A 17,997-nucleotide genomic window follows, 5' to 3' on the forward strand; every position below is an offset into this window, starting at 1 on the left:
GAGATGCGGGTGGATGTGTCTGGACTCTACATCGGTCCGCCGGCCTGTCCTGATGCTGTCATCTCGGACCCGTCATGCGCCGCATGAGCAGGTTCTTCAAGTCCCGCCGCGTGTCGCAGACCACGTGGATGTAGACCGTGTCCTCGCGAACCTCGTAGATGATGCGATTCAAGCCCGAGATGACCTGCCGGTATTGGGCGATGTTCAGATTCTCGAGTTCGCTGGGGATCCTGCCTGCGTGCGGATGGGCTGCAATGAGCGCGATCGAATCCTTGATTTTTCCGTAGCTGGTCATCCATGTGCCAGTGCCGAAGTTCTTCACGATGTAGCGCCGCAAGTCCATCAGGTCGGACTCAGCGGACCGCAGGAACACGACCTTCACTGCGTGTCTTCGTCGTCCAGCCTTGCAAGGACTTCCGCCGCGGAGCGGAACTGGCCCTGCTCGATCTCGCGATGGCCGAGGGCCAGGATTTTCAGCAAGGCAAGCGTCTCCTCCTGCTCTTCGTAAGAACGGACATCCATGACCACGAGCTTGGCTTCGCCGTTCTGCGTGATCACCATCGGCTCACGGTTTTCGGAGATCGTCTTCACGATCTCGGCGGCGTGGCTCTTGAGGTAACTAATGGGTTTGACTTGAGTGGAGAACTTCATGGGCGGAATCCCGCAACTTGATGGATCGAGCAAGGACTGATTTTGGACTGAATTCGATCCGATCGGCAATCCCCTATGACGTAGCCTTACCGCCCCCGGTGCCGCTCCAGCAAAGCCCGCCGCGTGGCCTCGTGCTCGAACTGCGCGAGCCACCATTCGAGCGCGCGGCCCGGCCCGCCCGCGCTGCGCACGCGCCAGGCGCAGTGCATGGTGGCCAGCGGCGGCTGGCGTTCGGTCTTGCGCTCGACCAGGTGGCCGGCCTCGATGTAGGGCCGCGCCATCGGCTCGGGCAGAAAGCCGCCGCCCAGTCCGTGCAGCTGCGCGTTCAGCTTGGCCTGCATGCTCGGCACCGTGAGCACGTCCTGTCCGCCGACCAGGTTGACCGTCATGCTCGGCCCGCTGCGCACCGAGTCGGCGGCCGCCACCGCGCGATGCTGGCGCAGCACCGCATCGGTCAATGGCTCGGGCAGGCGCGCGAGCGGATGGTGCGGCGCCACCGCATAGACGAAACACAACTCGCCGATCGGCCGGCTGCGGATGCCGGTGGCGGTGAAGGCCAGGCTCGCCGCATCGAGCACCGCGCCAATGGCCAGGTCGGCCTCGCCGCTGGTCAGCGCCTCGATGGTGCCGAGCAGTGTCTCGTCGCGCAGCTTGAGCCGCGTGGGCGGATCGAGCGCGAAGAAGGCCGTGGCCAGGTCGAGCAGCGGGTCGCGCGCGATCACGCTGTCGACCGCAATGGTGAGCATCGGCTCCCAGCCGGTGGCCACGCGCTTGACGCGGTTGGCCACCGCATCGATCTCGCCGAGCAGCCGCGCCGCCTCGCGCAGCAGCTCGGCGCCGGCCTCCGTGATGCGGGCCTGGCGCGCGCTGCGGTCGAACAGCAACACGTCGAGCGCATCCTCGATCTGGCGCACGCGGTAGCTGAGCGCGCTGGGCACCAGGTTGAGCGCGCGCGCCGCGCCGGCAAAGCTGCCGGTGCCGGCCACGGTCTGAAGCATGGCGAGCGCGTCGGGGGTCAGTACGTCTCTGGCACTGGGCATGGCGGCTCCTTCGACCGGTGAATCGATCGATCAAAAAATTTGAATGATGCCATCAAAACCAGGCGCTTTTATCGATGAGGTGCGGGCCTAAAGTTCTTCACATCCGCTGCGCATCCGGCGCGGCATACGAAGAAGGCCCGAACATCCCCACGGGGCAGGGCCGAAGGAGTTTGACGATGTTGCAAGTCCGTAAATCACAGGAACGCGGTTATGCCGACCATGGCTGGCTGCGCTCGTTCCATAGCTTTTCCTTTGCCGGCTACTACGACCCGGCCCACATGGGCTTCGGCAACCTGCGGGTGATCAACGAAGACCGCGTGGCCGCGGGCGCCGGCTTCGGCACCCATGGCCACAAGGACATGGAGATCATCAGCTACGTGCTCTCCGGCGAACTGGCGCACAAGGACAGCATGGGCAACGTGGAGTCCATTCCACCGGGCGACGTGCAGCGCATGAGCGCAGGGCGCGGCGTGATGCACAGCGAGTTCAACCACAAGGCCGACGAGACCACGCACTTCCTGCAGATCTGGATCGAGCCCAACGTGCGCGGCATTGCGCCCGGCTACGAGCAAAAGAAGTTCAGCGACGCCGAAAAGCGCGGCAAGCTGCGCCTGGTGGCCTCGCCCGACGGTACCGACGGCTCGGTCACGGTGCATGCCGATGCGCGCCTCTTCGCAGGCCTGCTCGACGGCGACGAGAAGGCCAGCCTGGCGCTCGACCCACGGCGCAAGAGCTACGTGCACCTGGTGCGCGGCGAGCTCGAAGTCAATGGCCAGAAGCTCGCAGGCGGCGACGCCGCGATGCTCGAAGGCGAATCGCAGCTCACGCTCGGCGCCGGCAAGGATGCCGAAGTGCTGGTGTTCGACCTGGCGGCATGATCCCTGGCCGGGCGCATGCGGCCCGGTCTCTTCTTTTATTTGAATTTCAACAACCCGAGGAGTTCTCAACCATGGCAACAACGACTGCAACCACCACCACCACCCCCAATGCAGCCCAGGACACGCTGGCGCTGGTCGGCCGCATCCTGATCGCGTACCTGTTCATCCCGGCCGGCATCGGCAAGCTCATGGGCTTTGCGGGCACCGTGGGCTACATCAACTCGGCGGGCCTGCCGCTGCCCGAAGTGGCGGCCGCGATTGCCATCCTGGTCGAACTCGTCCTCGGCATTGCGCTGCTGGTGGGCTTCAAGACCCGCTGGACCGCCGTTGCGATGGCGATCTTCACCGTGGCCACCGCGCTGTTCTTCCACAAGTACTGGGCCGTGCCCGATGCGATGAAGATGATGCAGCAGATCAACTTCAACAAGAACATCGCCATCGCTGGTGGCCTGCTCGCCATTGCCGCCTTCGGCCCGGGCCGCTTCAGCATCGACAAGCGCTGATTCCACAACCCGAACAAAGGAGTCCCTGAACATGGCAAATATCGTCGTTGTCTTTCATTCCGGCTACGGCCATACCCAGCGCGTGGCGCAGGCCGTGGCCGATGGCGCGGACGCGCAGCTGCTCGCCATCGACGCCGATGGCAACCTGCCCGAAGGCGGCTGGGAGACGCTGGCCGCGGCCGACGCGATCATCTTCGGCTCGCCGACCTACATGGGCGGCGTGAGCTGGCAGTTCAAGAAGTTCGCCGATGCGTCGTCGAAGGTCTGGTACACGCAGGGCTGGAAGGACAAGCTCTTCGCGGGCTTCACCAACAGCGCCACCATGAACGGCGACAAGGTCGCGACCATCGCCTACCTGTGGACGCTTGCGATGCAGCACAGCGGCCTCTGGGTCAGCATGGGCATCCTGCCGACCAACAACAAGGCGGCCACGCGCGATTCGATGAACTACGTGGGCGGTTACGGCGGCCTGCTGACGCAGTCGCCTTCGGACGCGAGCCCGGCCGAGATGTTCAAGGGCGACTTCGACACTGCAAGGGCATTCGGCGAGCGTATTGCCACAGTGGCAAGATCACGCGGATAAAACCCAATCACCCACGGAGCCCCCGATGACCGATGCCGCCGCACAGACCCAATTGCTTCAACCACACGACAAGGACCTGGGCGGCGGCTTCAAGGTGCGGCGCCTGCTGCCGGCGGCGCAGCGCCGCTCGGTGGGCCCGTTCGTGTTCTTCGACCACTTCGGGCCGGCCACCGAGCAGCCCGGCACGGAGCACGACGTACGGCCGCATCCGCACATCGGCCTGTCCACGGTCACCTATCTTTTCGAGGGTGCGATGATGCATCGCGACAGCCTCGGCAGCGTGCAGGAGATCCTGCCTGGCGCCATCAACTGGATGACCGCGGGGCGCGGCATCGTGCACTCCGAGCGCAAGCCCGAACGCCTCAAGGCCGACACCTACGTGAACCACGGGCTGCAGCTCTGGGCTGCCTTGCCGCAGGCGCACGAAGAAACCGAGCCGAGCTTCGAGCACACGCCGGCCAGCGCGATCCCCGAGGTGGTGGAGCAGGGCGTGGCAGTGCGCGTGCTGGTGGGCGAGGCCTTTGGCGCGCATTCGCCCGTGAAGACACTGTCTCAGACGATCTACCTCGACATCGCATTGCCCACGGGCGGCCGGTTCGAGCTGCCCGCGCTGGCACCCGAACTGGCCGTCTATGTCGTCGATGCCGATGCGCGTGTCAATGGCGAAGCGATCCCCGCGCACACGATGGCGGTGCTGCCTGACGGCCAGGGCGCGGTGCTGACCTCCGACACCGCTGCGCGCCTGATGGTGATCGGCGGCGAGCCGCTCGACGGCCCGCGCTACATCACCTGGAATTTCGTTTCGAGCCGGCGCGAACGGATCCTCGAAGCCGGCTCCGACTGGGCTGCGCAACGCATGGGACATGTGCCTGGCGAGACCGAATTCATTCCTCTGCCCGGCAAGCCCTTTGGCGTGCGCGAGCCCGACGTGGGCACCACGCCGGTCTGATTCCGGCGCGCACGGCCGGCAATCCGCCGGCTATTTCTTCAGGCCGCTACTCAGGTCGACGTCTTCCGATGCGCGCGCACTGGCATCGGCCGCACGCGCGCTCAGGTCAGGCGCCAGCGCGCGCCGGCCATCGAACACGAAGCAGTCGCCGTGGTAGTGCGCACCGCCGACCTCTTCGAAATATTTGAGGATGCCGCCCTCGAGCTGCAACACGTTCTCGATGCCTTCCTCGCGCATCAGGATGGCCGCCTTCTCGCAGCGGATGCCGCCAGTGCAGAAGCTCACCACCGTCTTGCCTGCGAAATCGGCGCGATGCGCCTTGAGCGCGGGCGGGAATTCGGTGAATTTGGTGATGCGCCAGTCGATCGCGCCGTCGAAGCTGCCTTCGTCGACCTCGAAGTCGTTTCGCGTGTCGAGCAGCGCGATTTCCCGGCCTTCGTCGTCATGGCCCTGGTCGAGCCAGCGCTTGAGCGTGGGCGCGTCCACGCCCGGCGCACGGCCCGCCGCCGGCTGGATGGCCGGGTGGTCCATGCGGATGATCTCGCGCTTGAGCTTCACCAGCATGCGGCGGAAGGGCTGCGCGGAGGACCAGCTTTCCTTGGTTTCGAGGTCGGCGAAGCGCGCATCGGCGCGCAGGCCGGCCACGAAGCTGCGCACGGCATCGGGCAGCCCTGCCAGGAACAGGTTGATGCCCTCGGGCGCCAGCAGGATCGTGCCCATGAGACCCAGGGCCTGGGCGCGCTCGCGCAGGTCTTCGCGCAGCACGGGGCTGTCGTCGATGGCCACGAACTTGTAGGCCGCAATATTCAAAATCTCTTGCACGGGGCGCGATTGTAGGGATTGCCAACCCACATCGTGGAGTGCCGGTTTCTACAATGGGCGGATGTTTGTTCACCTGCGCCTGCACACCGAGTTTTCCGTCGTCGACGGCACCAACCGCATCGACGAAGTCGTCAAGGCCGCCGCTGCCGACAAGCAGCCCGCACTGGCCATCACCGACCTGAACAACCTGTTCGGGGCGGTCAAGTTCTACAAGCAGGGGCGAGGCAAGGGCGTCAAGCCGGTCATCGGCGCTGAAATCTTCGTCGAAGGCCTGGGCAAGGAGCCCGGCGTGCTCACCCGCATCGTGCTGCTGGTGCAGAACATGGAGGGCTACCTCCACCTGTCCGAGCTGCTGGCGCGCGCCTGGACGCAGAACGTGGGCCGGGGCCAGTCCCAGGCGGCCTGCAAGCTCGAATGGCTCCAGGAGCTGCAGGGCGGGCTGATCGCGCTGTCGGGCGCGCAGGCCGGCCCGCTGGGCGCGCCGCTGCTGCAGGGGCAGGAAGAACGCGCCGCCGAGGTTGCGCTGCAGCTGGCGGGCATGTTCCCGCACCGCTTCTACATCGAGCTGCAGCGCGCGGGCCGCCCCGAGGACGAGCCGCATGTGATTGCCGCCGTGAAGCTCGCGGCCCGGCTGCGCCTGCCGGTGGTCGCGACGCATCCGGTGCAGTTTGCCGAGCGCCAGGACTACGAGGCGCACGAGGCGCGTGTCTGCATCTCGGAGGGCGAAATCCTGGGCAACCCGCGCCGCGTGCGCAAGTTCACCGAAGAGCAGTACTTCAAGTCGAGCGCCGAAATGGAGGCGCTCTTTGCCGACGTGCCGAGCGCGCTGGCCAACACGGTCGAGATCGCCAAGCGCTGCAACCTCACGCTGGTGCTCGGCAAGCCGCAGCTGCCCGACTTTCCGACGCCTTTCGTCAGCGAAGGCGTGCGCATGCCGATCGACGAGTTCTTCCGCCAGGAATCGTTCGTGGGCCTGGAAGAACGCCTGGCGCACCTCTACCCCGACCCGGCCAGGCGCGATGCCGAGCGGCCGCGCTATGTCGAGCGCCTCGAGTTCGAGATCAACACGATCCTGAACATGGGCTTTCCCGGCTACTTCCTGATCGTGGGCGACTTCATCAAGTGGGCCAAGAACAACGGCTGCCCGGTGGGCCCGGGCCGGGGCTCGGGCGCGGGCTCGCTGGTGGCCTACGCGCTGAAGATCACCGACCTCGATCCGCTCGAATACAAGCTGCTGTTCGAACGTTTCCTGAACCCCGAGCGCGTCTCGATGCCCGACTTCGACATCGACTTCTGCCAGGGCAACCGCGACCGCGTGATCGACTACGTCAAGGACAAGTACGGCCGCGACGCCGTGAGCCAGATCGCCACCTTCGGAACGATGGCCGCGCGCGCCGCCATCCGCGACGTGGGCCGCGTGCTCGACATGAGCTACATGTTCTGCGACGGCATCAGCAAGCTCATCCCGAACAAGCCCGGCCAGCCCGTCACCATTCAATATCCGCCCAACCCGAAGGTGGAAGGCGACAAGAACAACTACGCCATCGAGATGGAGCCGCAGCTCGCGGCGCGCATCGAGAAGGAAGAAGAAGTGCGCATGCTGGTCGAGCTGGCGCAGAAGCTCGAGGGCATGACCCGCAACATCGGCATGCACGCGGGCGGCGTGCTGATTGCGCCCGGCAAGCTCACCGACTTCTGCCCGCTCTACCAGCAGCCCGGCAGCGACTCGGCCGTGAGCCAGTACGACAAGGACGACGTGGAGGCTATCGGCCTCGTGAAGTTCGACTTTCTGGGCCTGGCCACGCTCACCATCCTCGAGATCGCGAAAGAGTTCATCGTCAAGCGCCACAAGGGCCAGGAGAACTTCGCGTACGAGAACATCAGGCTCGACGACCGCGAGACCTACAAGCTGTTTTCCGAAGGCAAGACGGAAGCGGTGTTCCAGTTTGAAAGCCGCGGCATGCAGGGCATGCTGAAGGATGCGCGGCCGACGCGGCTCGAGGACCTGATTGCGCTCAACGCGCTGTACCGTCCGGGCCCGATGGACCTGATCCCGAGCTTCGTGGCGCGCAAGCACGGCCGCGAAGAGGTGGAGTACCCGCACCCGGCCGTGGCCGAGATGCTCTCCGAGACCTACGGGATCATGGTCTACCAGGAGCAGGTGATGCAGACCGCGCAGATCCTGGGCGGCTACTCGCTCGGCGGCGCCGACCTGCTGCGCCGCGCCATGGGCAAGAAAAAGCTCGAGGAGATGGCCGAGCACCGCGAGAAATTCCGCGCGGGCGCGCTCAAGACGCACGGCATCCCCCAGGACAAGGCCGACGAGATCTTCGACTTGATGGAGAAGTTCGCGGGCTACGGCTTCAACAAGTCGCACGCCGCCGCCTACTCGCTGCTGGCGTACCACACGGGATGGCTCAAGGTCCACTACACGGCCGAGTTCTTCTGCGCCAACATGACCGTGGAAATGGACGACACCGACAAGCTCAAGGTGCTGTTCGAAGACGCGCAGAAGAACTTCGGCATTACCTTCGAACCGCCGGACGTGAACCGCGGCAACTACCGCTTCGAGCCGGTCACCGACAAGGTGATCCGCTATGGCCTGGGCGCCGTCAAGGGCACGGGCCAGCTCGCGGTCGAGGCCGTGGTGCGCGCACGGGAAGAGGGCGGGCCGTTCAAGAGCCTGTTCGATTTCTGCGTGCGCATCGACCGCCAGCGCATCAACAAGCGCACGGTCGAAGCGCTCATCAAGGCCGGCGCCTTCGACGCGATCCAGCAGAACCGCGCCTCGCTCATCGCCTCGGTCGACCGCGCCTTCGAGTTCGCGGCCGCCACCGAGGCGAATGCCGCGCAGGTCGACATCTTCGGTGACAGCGAGCACGGCTCGGCCACGCAGGAGCCCGAGCTGGTCGACGCCACGCCCTGGGGCGTGAAGGAGCGGCTCACCTTCGAGAAGACGGCCGTCGGCTTCTATCTTTCAGGCCATCTGTTCGACGAGGTGGCGCACGAGGTGCGGCGCTTCTGCAAGCGCGAGATCGGCGACCTCATGGACACGCGCGAACAGCAGGTGATCGCAGGCATCGTGAGCGACTTCCGCGTGATCAACGGCCAGCGCGGCCGCCTGGCGATCTTCAAGCTCGACGACAAGTCCGATTCCATCGACGCCACTGCCGACGAGGCGTTGATCAATGCGAACCGCAACACCTTGAAGGACGACGAACTGGTGATCGTGAGCGGCCGGCTGCAGCCGGGCCGCGGCGGCTTCGAAGCCCGCTTCCAGGTGCAGCAGGTGTGGGACCTGGCCACCGCACGCTGCCGCTTCGGAAAATTCCTGCGGGTGGCCGTCAATGGCAAGGCGCCCGACATCGCGCGCCTGGTGAAAGACTTTCCGCCGCGCACCGAGCAGAGCGAGCACGGCGACCTCGTGCAGGGGCTGCCGGTGCGCCTGTCGATGGCGCGCGGCGGCGCGCAGGTCGAGTTGCAGCTGGGCGAGCGCGCCAAGTTCTTCCCGACCGACGCCGCGCTCGCGAGCTGGACGGCGCAGGCGGACGCCGGCAAGGCCTCGGTCGTCTACGAGTGAGCGCGGCCAGGGGCGCCGAATGTTCCTCCAGCGGGAACAATCGGCGGCTCGGGCTGTCCATCTTTCTTTAGTCAGCCCGTTCGAAGGAGGAACGATCACCATGCCCCATACCAAGACCCTGAAGAAAACCGCGCTGGCCCTCGGCATGTCGCTTGCGCTGGCGCTGCCCTTGTCGTCGGTGTTCGCGCAGTACGCGGGCCCGAGCAGCGTGCCGGCAATGACCGTCAAGCAGCTGCTCGACACCGGCAAGGATGACCAGCACGCCACGCTGCGCGGCTTCATCGTCTCGCACGATGGCGGCGAGCACTACACCTTTGCCGACGACACCGGCCGCATGAAGGTGGAGATCGATGCCAAGCACTTCCCGCCGGGCGTGAAGATCGACGACAAGGTGCGCGTCGAGATCTCGGGCGAGTTCGACAAGGACCTCGTCGGCAACAAGGCCGAACTCGACGTCAAGCGCCTGAGCGTCGCCGCGGCAAGGTAGGGTGGGGGCGCCGCCGCTGGCGGCTAGCGCTTGGGCCGGAGCGAGACGATCAGCGACGGGAAGATGCGCCCGTCGGTGTCGCGCGGCAGCTTGTCGGTCTTGTGCAGGCCGCGCTCGGCGGCCTCGTCCCAGCTGGGCAGTCCGCTCGACTTGGTCAGCTTGACGCCGACGATGGTGCCGTCCGGTGCCAGGTTCACTTCGAACTCGGCGGCCGGATTGCCATTGACCGTCTCGGCATCGGGGAAGGTGATGTTCGGGCGCACCGCCGCGGCGATGCGTCCCGCATAGCCGCTCGACGGCCCTGACGAGCGCATGGCCGTGCCCTTGGAATCGTCGCTGCCGCTCGCGCCCGCGAGGCCCTGCATGCGCTTGAGCGTTGCGGCGCGGTCGGCCGCGGCCTGCTTGGCTGCGGCTTCCTGCTGTTTCTTCGCTTCGGCCTGCTTGGCCTCGGCTTCCTGCTGCTTCTTCTGCTGCTCAGCGAGCTTTTGCTGCTGCGCCTTCTTGCGTTCGGCTTCGTCCTCGGCGCGCTGCTTGGCCTCGAGTTCTTTCTTGCGCTGCTGTTGCTGGCGCTCGAGCTCGCGCTCCTTCTGCTCTTTTTCTTCCTTGAGCTTTTTCTCGCGCTCGAGCGCGATGTCCGGCGCACGCGGCGGCGGTGCGGGCTCGGGGGCCTTTACCTGAGGCGGCGGTGGCGGGGGAGGCGCAGGCGGCGGAGGCGCGGGAGCCGGCGTGGGTGCCTGCGGCGCGGACAGGCGCGGCGCGGCCTGCTGCACCGTGGAAGACCACAGCTCCGCATCGACGGCGCCTTCGTCGGCATCGCTGCGCCAGCGCACGCCCCACGTCAGCGCGGCAATCAGCAGCGCATGCGCAACCAGCGCGAGCAGCACCGCGCGCGGCGTGCCGCGCTGCGGCGGTGGTGCGAACTCGGGGCGATCCAGTGCGAGCGACATGCCTTATTTGCCGCCCGTGGTGGTGACGGACAGGCCCACGCGCTCGATGCCGCTGCGCTTGAGCTGGTTCATCGCCTTCACGACGGTTTCGTACTTCACGGACTTGTCGGCGCTGATGACCACGGGGCGCTGGTCGTCGCCGCCCTGGGCGGTCTTGGCCGCGGAGCCGATCTGGGTCATGGGAACGGACGTGCCGCCGCTGCCGGTGGACGGGTCCTTCTTGATCTGCGCTTCGTCATCGCTCTTGATGACGATCTCGATGGGCTTGTCGGGCTGCTTGTTGGCGCGGTCGACCGAGGGCAGGTTGATCACGCTCGGCGTGATGAGCGGCGCGGTGACCATGAAGATGATCAACAGCACCAGCATCACGTCGATGAACGGGACCATGTTGATCTCGTTGATCGTGCGGCGGCCTCGGCCCCGGGATGAAACTGCGGGCATGGGCTGTAACCTCCGCTCAGCGGTTGGCCGGAGCAGCCGAAGTTGCAGACGCCACCGCGGCCGGGTTGGCCGAGAGGTTGCGCTGCAGGATGTTGGAGAACTCCTCGATGTAGGTCTCGAGGGCAATCGCGATCTTGTCGATCTCGCGTGCGAAGCGGTTGTAGCCCACCACCGCCGGAATGGCGGCGAAGAGGCCGATGGCAGTGGCCACCAGCGCTTCGGCAATGCCGGGCGCCACGGTGGCCAGCGTCACCTGCGCGAGCGCGGCCAGGCCGGTGAAGGCATGCATGATCCCCCAGACCGTGCCGAACAGGCCGACGTAGGGCGACACCGAGCCCACGGTGGCCAGGAACGACAGGTTCTGCTCGGCCGCGTCGAGTTCGCGCTGGAAGCTGGCGCGCATGGCGCGGCGGGCGCCGTCCAGCAGCGTGGGGGCGTCGCTCACGTGGCGTTCGCGCAGCTTCTGGTATTCGCGCATGCCGGAGGCGAAGATGCGCTCCATGGGCCCCGCGAACTTGGCGTTCTGCGCGGCCGAGGCGAACAGCTCGTTCAGGCTGGTGCCCGACCAGAACTCGCGCTCGAAATCGTCGTTGAGCGCGCGCATGCGGCGCAGCGCGAAGTACTTGCGGATGATCGCGGCCCAGCTGGCGATCGAGACGATCACGAGCAGCAGCACGACCAGTTGCACCACGAAGCTCGCATGGAGCAGGAGATTGATGATGGAGAGGTCTTGGTTCATGGCTTGAAAGGTTGAGTCATGGAGCCGCCGCAGCGCTCGAGGGTTCCCGCAACTTGGGCCGGTAGGCGCGCAGGACGCAATGTGGAGGCATCCACCCAGCCGATGCGGATCGTGCCTTCGCACAGCAGAACGGGTGCCGCGGCTCCCGTTCGTTCTTGCTCTGTTTTTGATAGCACGCGCTGACCGATTATCAACGACGCCGTGCCCAGTTGTCGGAGATCGGCTGTAACCAGCAGTTCGTCGTCGAGCCGGGAGGGGCGATGGTATTTGAGCTGCGTTTCGCTCACCACGAACTGGCCGCCGGTTTCCTCGCGCAGCTTTCGCTGCTCCACGCCCAGCGAGCGCAGCCATTCGGTGCGGCCGCGTTCCATGAACTTGAGGTAGTTGGCATAGAACACGATGCCGCCGGCGTCGGTGTCTTCCCAGTAGACGCGGATCGGAAACGCGTAGGTCATCGGGCGGGGTTCGCGATCATGGCGCGCAGGCGCTCGACCGATTCCTGCAGGTGCGCCATCGAGCTGGCGGTGGAGAAGCGCACGAACCTGCTTGTCTCGGCCGTGCCGAAATCGCGGCCCGGCGTCACGGCCACGTGGGCGCGCTTCATGGTTTCGAAGGCGAAATCCCAACTGCCCGAGATGCCCAGCTTCTCGGCGACCGCGGTGCAATCGGCCCAGGCGTAGAAGGCACCGTCGGGCACCACCGGCACGTTCAGGCCGAGTGCGTTGAGTTGCGGAATGAACCAGTCGCGGCGCGCCTTGAACTCGGCGCGGCGGCGCTCGTATTCGGCAATGCTCTCGGTCTCGAAGCAGGCCAGCGCGGCGTACTGCGACACGGTGCTCGCGCAGATGAAGAGGTTCTGTGCCAGCCGCTCGACCACCGGCACCAGCGCCTCGGGCACCACCAGCCAGCCCAGCCGCCAGCCGGTCATGTTGAAGTACTTGCTGAAGCTGTTGATGCTGATGACGTTGTCGTCGATGGCCAATGCCGTCTGCCCGAAGGCGTCGTCGTGCGAGAGGCCCAGGTAGATCTCGTCGATCAGCGTGATGCCGCCGCGCTGCGACACCACCTCGTGGATGCGGCGCAGTTCATCGGGCGCGATCGAGGTGCCGGTCGGGTTGGAGGGCGAGGCCAGCAGCACGCCGCGCGTTTTCTCGGTCCAGGCGGCCTCGACCTTGGCGGCCGTGAGCTGGAAGCGCTCTTCGGCGGTGGTGGGTATCAGCACGGCCTTGCCGTCCGCTGCGCTCACGAAATGGCGGTTGCAGGGATAGCTGGGGTCGGGCAGCAGGATCTCGTCGCCGGATTCGATCAGCGCCAGGCAGGCCAGCTGCAGCGCAGCCGAAGCCCCCGCGGTCACCACGATGCGGCGCGCCGGCACGTCGACGCCGAAGCGCTGCGCGTACCAGTCGCTGATGCGCTCGCGCAGCAGGTCCAGGCCGGTGGCCTGGGTGTATTGCGTGGCACCGGCGCGAACGGCGCGGGCGGCGGCTTCCTGCACCAGCGGCGGGGCGGTGAAGTCGGGCTCGCCGATGTTCAGGAAGATCATCGGCCGGTCGGTGTGCGCCGCCTCGCGTGCGAGCACGCCGGCGGCCTTGGCCACTTCCATCACGTAGAAAGGTTCGATGCGCTGTGCGCGCGCCGAGATCCTCATGCCTTCGCTTTCCCCGAAGCCCGGTCGGCTTCCACTTCGAGCGGGCGCAGTTGCGGCGCCAGGCCATTGAGCACGGCGTTCACGTACTTGTGGCCGTCGGTGCCGCCGAATTCCTTGGCCAACTCGATGCACTCGTTGAGCACCACGCGCCATGGCACGTCCAGGCAGTGCTGGAACTCGTACACGCCGATCCACATCACGGCGTGTTCGATCGGCGAAATCTCCTCGAACTTGCGGTCGAGCAGCGGGCGGATCAATGCGTCGAGCTGCTCGGCGCCTTCGATCGAGCCGTGCAGCAGCGCGTCGTAGTGCGCGGCGTCGGCCTTGTGGAAGCCCGCGAGGTCGCGCGTGAAGTGGTCGATCTCGGTCGGGTCGTTGCGGCCCACCAGGTGCTGGTAGAGCGCCTGCAGCGCGAACTCTCGCGCGCGGCTGCGGTTCGACTTGGCCGAAGCCTTGCGCGCGCCGGTGCTGGTGAGGCCGGTACGCACTTGCCGCGCCGGGCGCGGCTTGGCGCCGGCTGCCTTGTTGTTGTCTTCGGTCATGTGAGGGAGGCCAGCAGCCGCGCCATCTCGACAGCCACCTGGGCCGCATCGCGGCCCTTGTCGGTCTGTCGGGCGACGGCTTGCTCGAGGTTTTCGGTCGTGAGGATCGCGTTGGCGATGGGAAGGCGATGGTCGAGCGCCACGCGGCTCACGCTCGCGCCCGATTCGTTGGCCACCAGTTCGAAGTGGTAGGTCTCGCCGCGGATGATGCAGCCCAGTGCCACCAGCGCGTGGTAGCCGCCGCGCACGGCCATGGCCTGCAGGGCGACCGGCACTTCGAGTGCGCCCGGAACCTGCACATGATGGATGTCGTCAGCGGCCACGCCCAGCTTCTCGAGCTCGGCGAGGCAGGCGGCGGCGAGCGCATCGGTGATGTCGGCGTTGAAGCGCGCCTGCACGATGCCGATGCGCAGGCCTTTTCCGTCGAGCGGCGTGTTGTTGTCAGCGCCCTTGTTTGCACCTTGCATGGTGGTCAGTCTTTCGTGAGGTAGCCGGCAATTTCGAGGCCGTAGCCTGCGGCCATGCTCGGCATGCGGCGGGGCGTGCCGAGCAGGTTCATCTTGTGCACGCCGCATTCGCGCAGGATCTGCGCGCCGATGCCGTAGCTGCGCAGGTCCATGCGGCCGCGCTCGGGTGCTTGCGCAGGGCGCGCGGTGCCGTCGAATTGCGCGAGCAGTTCCCCGGCCGTTTCGCCGCAATTGAGCAGCACGGCCACGCCCTTGCCTTCGTTCGCGATGTGCGCGAGGCTGGCGTCCAGGCTCCACGAGTGCAGCGAGCGGTTGATTTCGAGCGCATCGAGCACCGACAGCGGCTCGTGCACGCGCACCGACACCGTGTCTTCCGGCGCCCACTGGCCGCGCACCAGCGCCAGGTGCACGCCGCGGCTCGGCTTGTCGGTGAAGGCATGGGCGGTGAAGCTGCCCCAGGCGGTCTGGATCTCGCGGCAGCCGACCTTCTCGACCAGCGATTCGGTGCGGCTGCGGTGTTCGATGAGCGCGGCGATGGTGCCGATCTTCAGGCCATGCTCGGCCGCGAAGACCTGCAGGTCGGGCAGGCGCGCCATGGTGCCGTCTTCGTTCATCACCTCGCAGATCACCGAGGCGGGCGAGCAGCCGGCCATTGCGGCCAGGTCGCAGCCGGCTTCGGTATGGCCGGCGCGCATCAGCACGCCCCCGTCCACCGCCTGCAGCGGAAAGATGTGGCCGGGCTGCACCAGGTCGCTGGCCACGGCGTTGCGCGCCACCGCCGCCTGCACGGTGCGTGCACGGTCGGCGGCCGAGATGCCGGTGGTCACGCCTTCGGCCGCCTCGATGGAAACGGTGAAGGCCGTCGAATGCTTGGCGCCGTTGCGCGACACCATGGGCGGCAGCTGCAGCCTCTCGCACATCTCGCGCGAGAGCGTGAGGCAGATCAGCCCGCGCGCATGGCGCGCCATGAAGTTGATGGCCTCGGGCGTGATGTGGTCGGCCGCAATGACGATGTCGCCTTCGTTCTCGCGGTCTTCCTCGTCCACCAGGATCACCATGCGACCGGCGGCGAGCTCGGCCACGATCTCCTCGACCGAGGAAATCGGCGCGGGCGACCGCGTGCCGCGGGGAGCGCCGATGGGCGTGACGGAAGCGTTCATTCGGCTGTGTCCTTGGAATACGTGGAAGGAGTCGGCACCAGGACGCCGGCCTGGAGCATGCGCTCCACGTAGCGCGCCACGGTATCGATTTCTAGATTGACCTTCGAGCCGGCCTGCAGGCTGCCCAGCGAAGTGTTTTCGACGGTGTGCGGGATCAGGTTGATACTGACCTCCGCGCCGCCTTCGATGTCGCTCACGCTGTTGACGGTCAGGCTCACGCCGTTGATCGTGATCGAGCCCTTGTAGGCCAGGAAGCGCGCGAGCGCGGGCGGCGCCACCACGCGCAGCTCCCAGCTTTCGCCGACCGGCGCGAAGTGGCTGACCGTGCCGATGCCGTCCACATGGCCGGAGACGATGTGGCCACCCAGCCGGTCGCTGGCGCGCAGCGCCTTCTCGAGGTTGATGCGGGCGCCTTCTTCGGTCAGCCCCGCGGTCTTGTCGAGCGATTCGGCCGAAATGTCGATGGTGAACTGCTGCTGGGCGGGGTCGAGCGTGGTCACGGTCATGCACGCGCCATTGAGCGCAATGCTGTCGCCGAGCCCGACGTCGTCGAGATAGCCGTCGGGCACCGCAATGCCGAGTCTTTTGCCGTAGGAGGAGGAGGGGCCGAGGTCGTGGATGGCGGCGATGCGCCCCACGCCGGTGATGATTCCGGTGAACATCCGCGCATTTTCGCAGACATCCTGGGTCCGCCCGGCGGGGGCCTGCATTCGCCCGCTAGAAAGCGTCCCTTCCGGCGACCCGGGCCACGATCCGGACGTCCGGCCCGATCCGCTCGATGGTCCTGAACTCCAGCGGCAGCGCGCCGGCCAGGTCGGCCAGCGGCCCGCCGGCGTGGATGCCGGAGGCCATGTCGAGCCCGTCGCCGATGAGCCTGGGCGCCAGGTACACCAGCAGCTCGTCGACCAGGCCCTCGCGCAGCAGCGAGCCGTTGAGCTTGTGGCCGGCCTCGACGTGGAGCTCGTTGACCTCGCGGCGGGCCAGGTCCCGCAGCATCGCCGCCAGGTCGACCTTGCCCTGCGCATTGGGCAGGTAGGCGATGGTGGCGCCGCGCGCTTCCAGCGCCGCGGCCTTGGCGTCGTCCTGCGCGGCGGCGTAGATCCAGACGGGGCGGCCGGCCATGAAGATCCGCGCGCCGGGCGGCGTCTGCAATTGGCTGTCGACCACCACCACGTGCGGCTGGCGCGTGGTTTCCACCAGCCGCACGTCGAGCCGGGGGTCGTCCTCCAGCACCGTGCCCACGCCGGTCAGCACCGCGCTGGCCTGCGCCCGCCACGCATGGCCGTCGGCACGCGCCGATTCGGAGGTGATCCATTGGCTCACGCCGTTGCGCAGGCCGGTCTTGCCGTCCAGCGAGGCCGCGGCCTTGAGCCGCACCCAGGGCGTCTTGCGGACCATGCGGCTGAAAAAGCCGATGTTGAGTTCGCGCGCTTCCTCCGCGCCCGGCCCCACCTCGACCGCCACGCCCGCGGCGCGCAGCCGTTCGAAGCCCTGGCCGGCCACCAGCGGGTTGGGGTCCGCCAACGACGCCACCACCCGGCCGATGCCGGCCGCCGCCAGCGCATCGCAGCAGGGGCCGGTGCGGCCATGGTGCGCGCAGGGCTCGAGCGTGACGAAGGCGGTGGCGCCGGCAACCGAATGGCCGCGCGCTGCGGCATCGCGCAGCGCCATGACCTCGGCATGCGGGCCGCCAACCTGCTGGGTGCGCCCTTGGCCGATCACGGCGCCGTTGGCGTCCACGAGGACGCAACCGACGCGGGGATTGGGGTCGGTCTCCGGCCCGGCCTGGCGCGCGAGGTCCAAGGCCTGGGCCATGAAATTCACAATTTCATTTGCATTTGTCATTTTTTATTAAATCAAATCTATTTGTAAATCAATTTAAAAACAATTGAAGCCGATGATCCATTGATCTGTTTATTTCGACCGTCCGTCGTTCAATGGGTGGTCAATATGAATTGGACAAATAGAATTTTGGAAAAATTGCCGTCAGGGAGAAAACGTCTGCCGCTATAGCCACTTCGGCGAGGCGGCGGACGGTACAACATGAAAAACGGATTCTGCGCGTCCGCGAGAACGCATTTCCGCCAGCGCACAACGCCGCACGGCTTCACGCTGGTCGAAATGATGGTCGTCATCGTACTGATGGCCATCCTGCTGGCACTGGCGCTGCCCAGCTTCAACAGCCTGATCGAGAAGTACCGCGTCGAGGGCATGGTTTCGGCCTTGATGGCGAGCGTGAGCCACGCCCGCGCAGAAGCGGCTCGGCGCGGGCAGGCCGTGACCATCCGGCAGCGCGCGGAGTGCAGCGGCGCAGACTGGAGCTGCGGCTGGGAAACAGTGGTCGGCAGCGGCGACGGGCTCGAAATCCTCCAGCGGCAAGACCCCGACACGCGCGTTGCGATCGAGAAAAGCGCGGTCGGGTCCATGGCTTTCGATCCGATGGGCCATTTTTCCAGCGTCGCCCGCATCAGCTTCCATCCGGTGGGAAGCGCCAGTTCATCCAACGACGTCGTCGTGTGCGTGTCCCTCGGCTGGCGCGTTCGGCGGTGCTGACGGGGGA

General features: G+C 66.6%; 21 protein-coding genes. 7 read left to right on the forward strand and 14 right to left on the reverse strand.

The window, feature by feature from the left end; genetic code table 11:
* Positions 1-58: 58 nt before the first annotated feature.
* The 3 genes from L1081_RS05340 to L1081_RS05350 all read right to left on the reverse strand — a co-directional run bounded on the left by L1081_RS05340 (position 59) and on the right by L1081_RS05350 (position 1,691).
* Positions 59-382: a type II toxin-antitoxin system RelE/ParE family toxin gene (locus L1081_RS05340; RefSeq protein WP_489415527.1), complete on the reverse strand. Its 324-nt coding sequence runs from the start codon at positions 380-382 to the stop codon at positions 59-61.
* Positions 379-651 (reverse strand): type II toxin-antitoxin system prevent-host-death family antitoxin, encoded by a 273-nt coding sequence (locus tag L1081_RS05345; protein WP_489415528.1) that lies wholly within the window; start codon positions 649-651, stop codon positions 379-381. Before L1081_RS05345 ends, L1081_RS05340 begins: the two co-directional genes overlap by 4 nt.
* Positions 652-737: 86 nt before the next feature.
* Complete coding sequence (locus L1081_RS05350; RefSeq protein WP_307592466.1) at positions 738-1,691, reverse strand: LysR family transcriptional regulator; 954 nt, start codon at positions 1,689-1,691, stop codon at positions 738-740.
* Between the two features lie 176 nt (positions 1,692-1,867).
* Here L1081_RS05350 and L1081_RS05355 point away from each other — a divergent pair, with 176 nt between their 5' ends.
* The 4 genes from L1081_RS05355 (at position 1,868) to L1081_RS05370 (ending at position 4,604) form a co-directional block, all read left to right on the forward strand.
* Positions 1,868-2,569: a pirin family protein gene (locus L1081_RS05355; protein ID WP_489415529.1), complete on the forward strand. Its 702-nt coding sequence runs from the start codon at positions 1,868-1,870 to the stop codon at positions 2,567-2,569.
* Positions 2,570-2,640: 71 nt separating this feature from the next.
* Positions 2,641-3,072 (forward strand): DoxX family membrane protein, encoded by a 432-nt coding sequence (locus tag L1081_RS05360; RefSeq protein WP_489415530.1) that lies wholly within the window; start codon positions 2,641-2,643, stop codon positions 3,070-3,072.
* 31 nt (positions 3,073-3,103) lie between these two features.
* Positions 3,104-3,655, forward strand: coding sequence for an NAD(P)H-dependent oxidoreductase (locus tag L1081_RS05365; RefSeq protein WP_489415531.1), 552 nt, complete (start codon positions 3,104-3,106; stop codon positions 3,653-3,655).
* A 25-nt stretch (positions 3,656-3,680) separates the two neighbouring features.
* Positions 3,681-4,604 carry a pirin family protein gene (locus tag L1081_RS05370; RefSeq protein ID WP_489415532.1) on the forward strand — a complete coding sequence of 308 codons (924 nt, stop codon included), beginning with the start codon at positions 3,681-3,683 and terminating at the stop codon, positions 4,602-4,604.
* A 30-nt stretch (positions 4,605-4,634) separates the two neighbouring features.
* On the opposite strand, the gene L1081_RS05375 is transcribed toward L1081_RS05370, so the two are convergent.
* Positions 4,635-5,426 carry a sulfurtransferase gene (locus L1081_RS05375; protein ID WP_489415533.1) on the reverse strand — a complete coding sequence of 264 codons (792 nt, stop codon included), beginning with the start codon at positions 5,424-5,426 and terminating at the stop codon, positions 4,635-4,637.
* Positions 5,427-5,487: 61 nt separating this feature from the next.
* Here L1081_RS05375 and dnaE point away from each other — a divergent pair, with 61 nt between their 5' ends.
* Both dnaE and L1081_RS05385 read left to right on the forward strand, forming a co-directional pair.
* On the forward strand, positions 5,488-9,006 hold the full coding sequence (dnaE, locus tag L1081_RS05380) for a DNA polymerase III subunit alpha (protein ID WP_489415534.1): 3,519 nt from the start codon (positions 5,488-5,490) through the stop codon (positions 9,004-9,006).
* Positions 9,007-9,106: 100 nt separating this feature from the next.
* Positions 9,107-9,493 (forward strand): NirD/YgiW/YdeI family stress tolerance protein, encoded by a 387-nt coding sequence (locus L1081_RS05385; RefSeq protein ID WP_489415535.1) that lies wholly within the window; start codon positions 9,107-9,109, stop codon positions 9,491-9,493.
* 23 nt (positions 9,494-9,516) lie between these two features.
* Here L1081_RS05385 and L1081_RS05390 read toward each other — a convergent pair whose 3' ends face one another.
* Genes L1081_RS05390 through ribD form a run of 10 tightly spaced genes read right to left on the reverse strand, consistent with a single transcriptional unit; the run spans position 9,517 to position 17,282 of the window.
* Positions 9,517-10,440 (reverse strand): TonB C-terminal domain-containing protein, encoded by a 924-nt coding sequence (locus L1081_RS05390; protein WP_489415536.1) that lies wholly within the window; start codon positions 10,438-10,440, stop codon positions 9,517-9,519.
* Between the two features lie 3 nt (positions 10,441-10,443).
* Complete coding sequence (locus tag L1081_RS05395) at positions 10,444-10,881, reverse strand: ExbD/TolR family protein (RefSeq protein ID WP_012748215.1); 438 nt, start codon at positions 10,879-10,881, stop codon at positions 10,444-10,446.
* 16 nt (positions 10,882-10,897) lie between these two features.
* Entirely contained in the window at positions 10,898-11,620 is a 723-nt protein-coding gene (tolQ, locus tag L1081_RS05400) for a protein TolQ (RefSeq protein ID WP_012748214.1), read from the reverse strand.
* A complete protein-coding gene (locus L1081_RS05405) occupies positions 11,617-12,075 on the reverse strand; it encodes a YbgC/FadM family acyl-CoA thioesterase (protein WP_489415537.1) in 459 nt (152 codons plus the stop codon). The genes tolQ and L1081_RS05405 overlap by 4 nt, the downstream gene beginning before the upstream one ends.
* Positions 12,072-13,268, reverse strand: coding sequence for a pyridoxal phosphate-dependent aminotransferase (locus tag L1081_RS05410; protein WP_489415538.1), 1,197 nt, complete (start codon positions 13,266-13,268; stop codon positions 12,072-12,074). Before L1081_RS05410 ends, L1081_RS05405 begins: the two co-directional genes overlap by 4 nt.
* A complete protein-coding gene (nusB, locus tag L1081_RS05415) occupies positions 13,265-13,810 on the reverse strand; it encodes a transcription antitermination factor NusB (RefSeq protein ID WP_145744978.1) in 546 nt (181 codons plus the stop codon). Before nusB ends, L1081_RS05410 begins: the two co-directional genes overlap by 4 nt.
* Complete coding sequence (ribH, locus tag L1081_RS05420) at positions 13,807-14,277, reverse strand: 6,7-dimethyl-8-ribityllumazine synthase (RefSeq protein ID WP_489415539.1); 471 nt, start codon at positions 14,275-14,277, stop codon at positions 13,807-13,809. The genes nusB and ribH overlap by 4 nt, the downstream gene beginning before the upstream one ends.
* 5 nt (positions 14,278-14,282) lie before the next feature.
* On the reverse strand, positions 14,283-15,437 hold the full coding sequence (ribBA, locus tag L1081_RS05425) for a bifunctional 3,4-dihydroxy-2-butanone-4-phosphate synthase/GTP cyclohydrolase II (protein ID WP_489415540.1): 1,155 nt from the start codon (positions 15,435-15,437) through the stop codon (positions 14,283-14,285).
* Complete coding sequence (locus L1081_RS05430; protein WP_489415541.1) at positions 15,434-16,099, reverse strand: riboflavin synthase; 666 nt, start codon at positions 16,097-16,099, stop codon at positions 15,434-15,436. Before L1081_RS05430 ends, ribBA begins: the two co-directional genes overlap by 4 nt.
* A 55-nt stretch (positions 16,100-16,154) precedes the next feature.
* Positions 16,155-17,282, reverse strand: a complete 1,128-nt coding sequence (gene ribD, locus L1081_RS05435; RefSeq protein WP_489415542.1) for a bifunctional diaminohydroxyphosphoribosylaminopyrimidine deaminase/5-amino-6-(5-phosphoribosylamino)uracil reductase RibD — start codon at positions 17,280-17,282, stop codon at positions 16,155-16,157.
* A 198-nt stretch (positions 17,283-17,480) separates the two neighbouring features.
* Here ribD and L1081_RS05440 point away from each other — a divergent pair, with 198 nt between their 5' ends.
* Entirely contained in the window at positions 17,481-17,990 is a 510-nt protein-coding gene (locus L1081_RS05440; RefSeq protein WP_489415543.1) for a GspH/FimT family pseudopilin, read from the forward strand.
* The last annotated feature ends 7 nt before the right edge of the window (positions 17,991-17,997 follow it).

It is taken from the genome of Variovorax sp. MSC1_012, assembly GCF_023667525.1.
In the GTDB taxonomy this organism is placed as follows: Bacteria; Pseudomonadota; Gammaproteobacteria; order Burkholderiales; family Burkholderiaceae_C; genus Variovorax; species Variovorax beijingensis_B.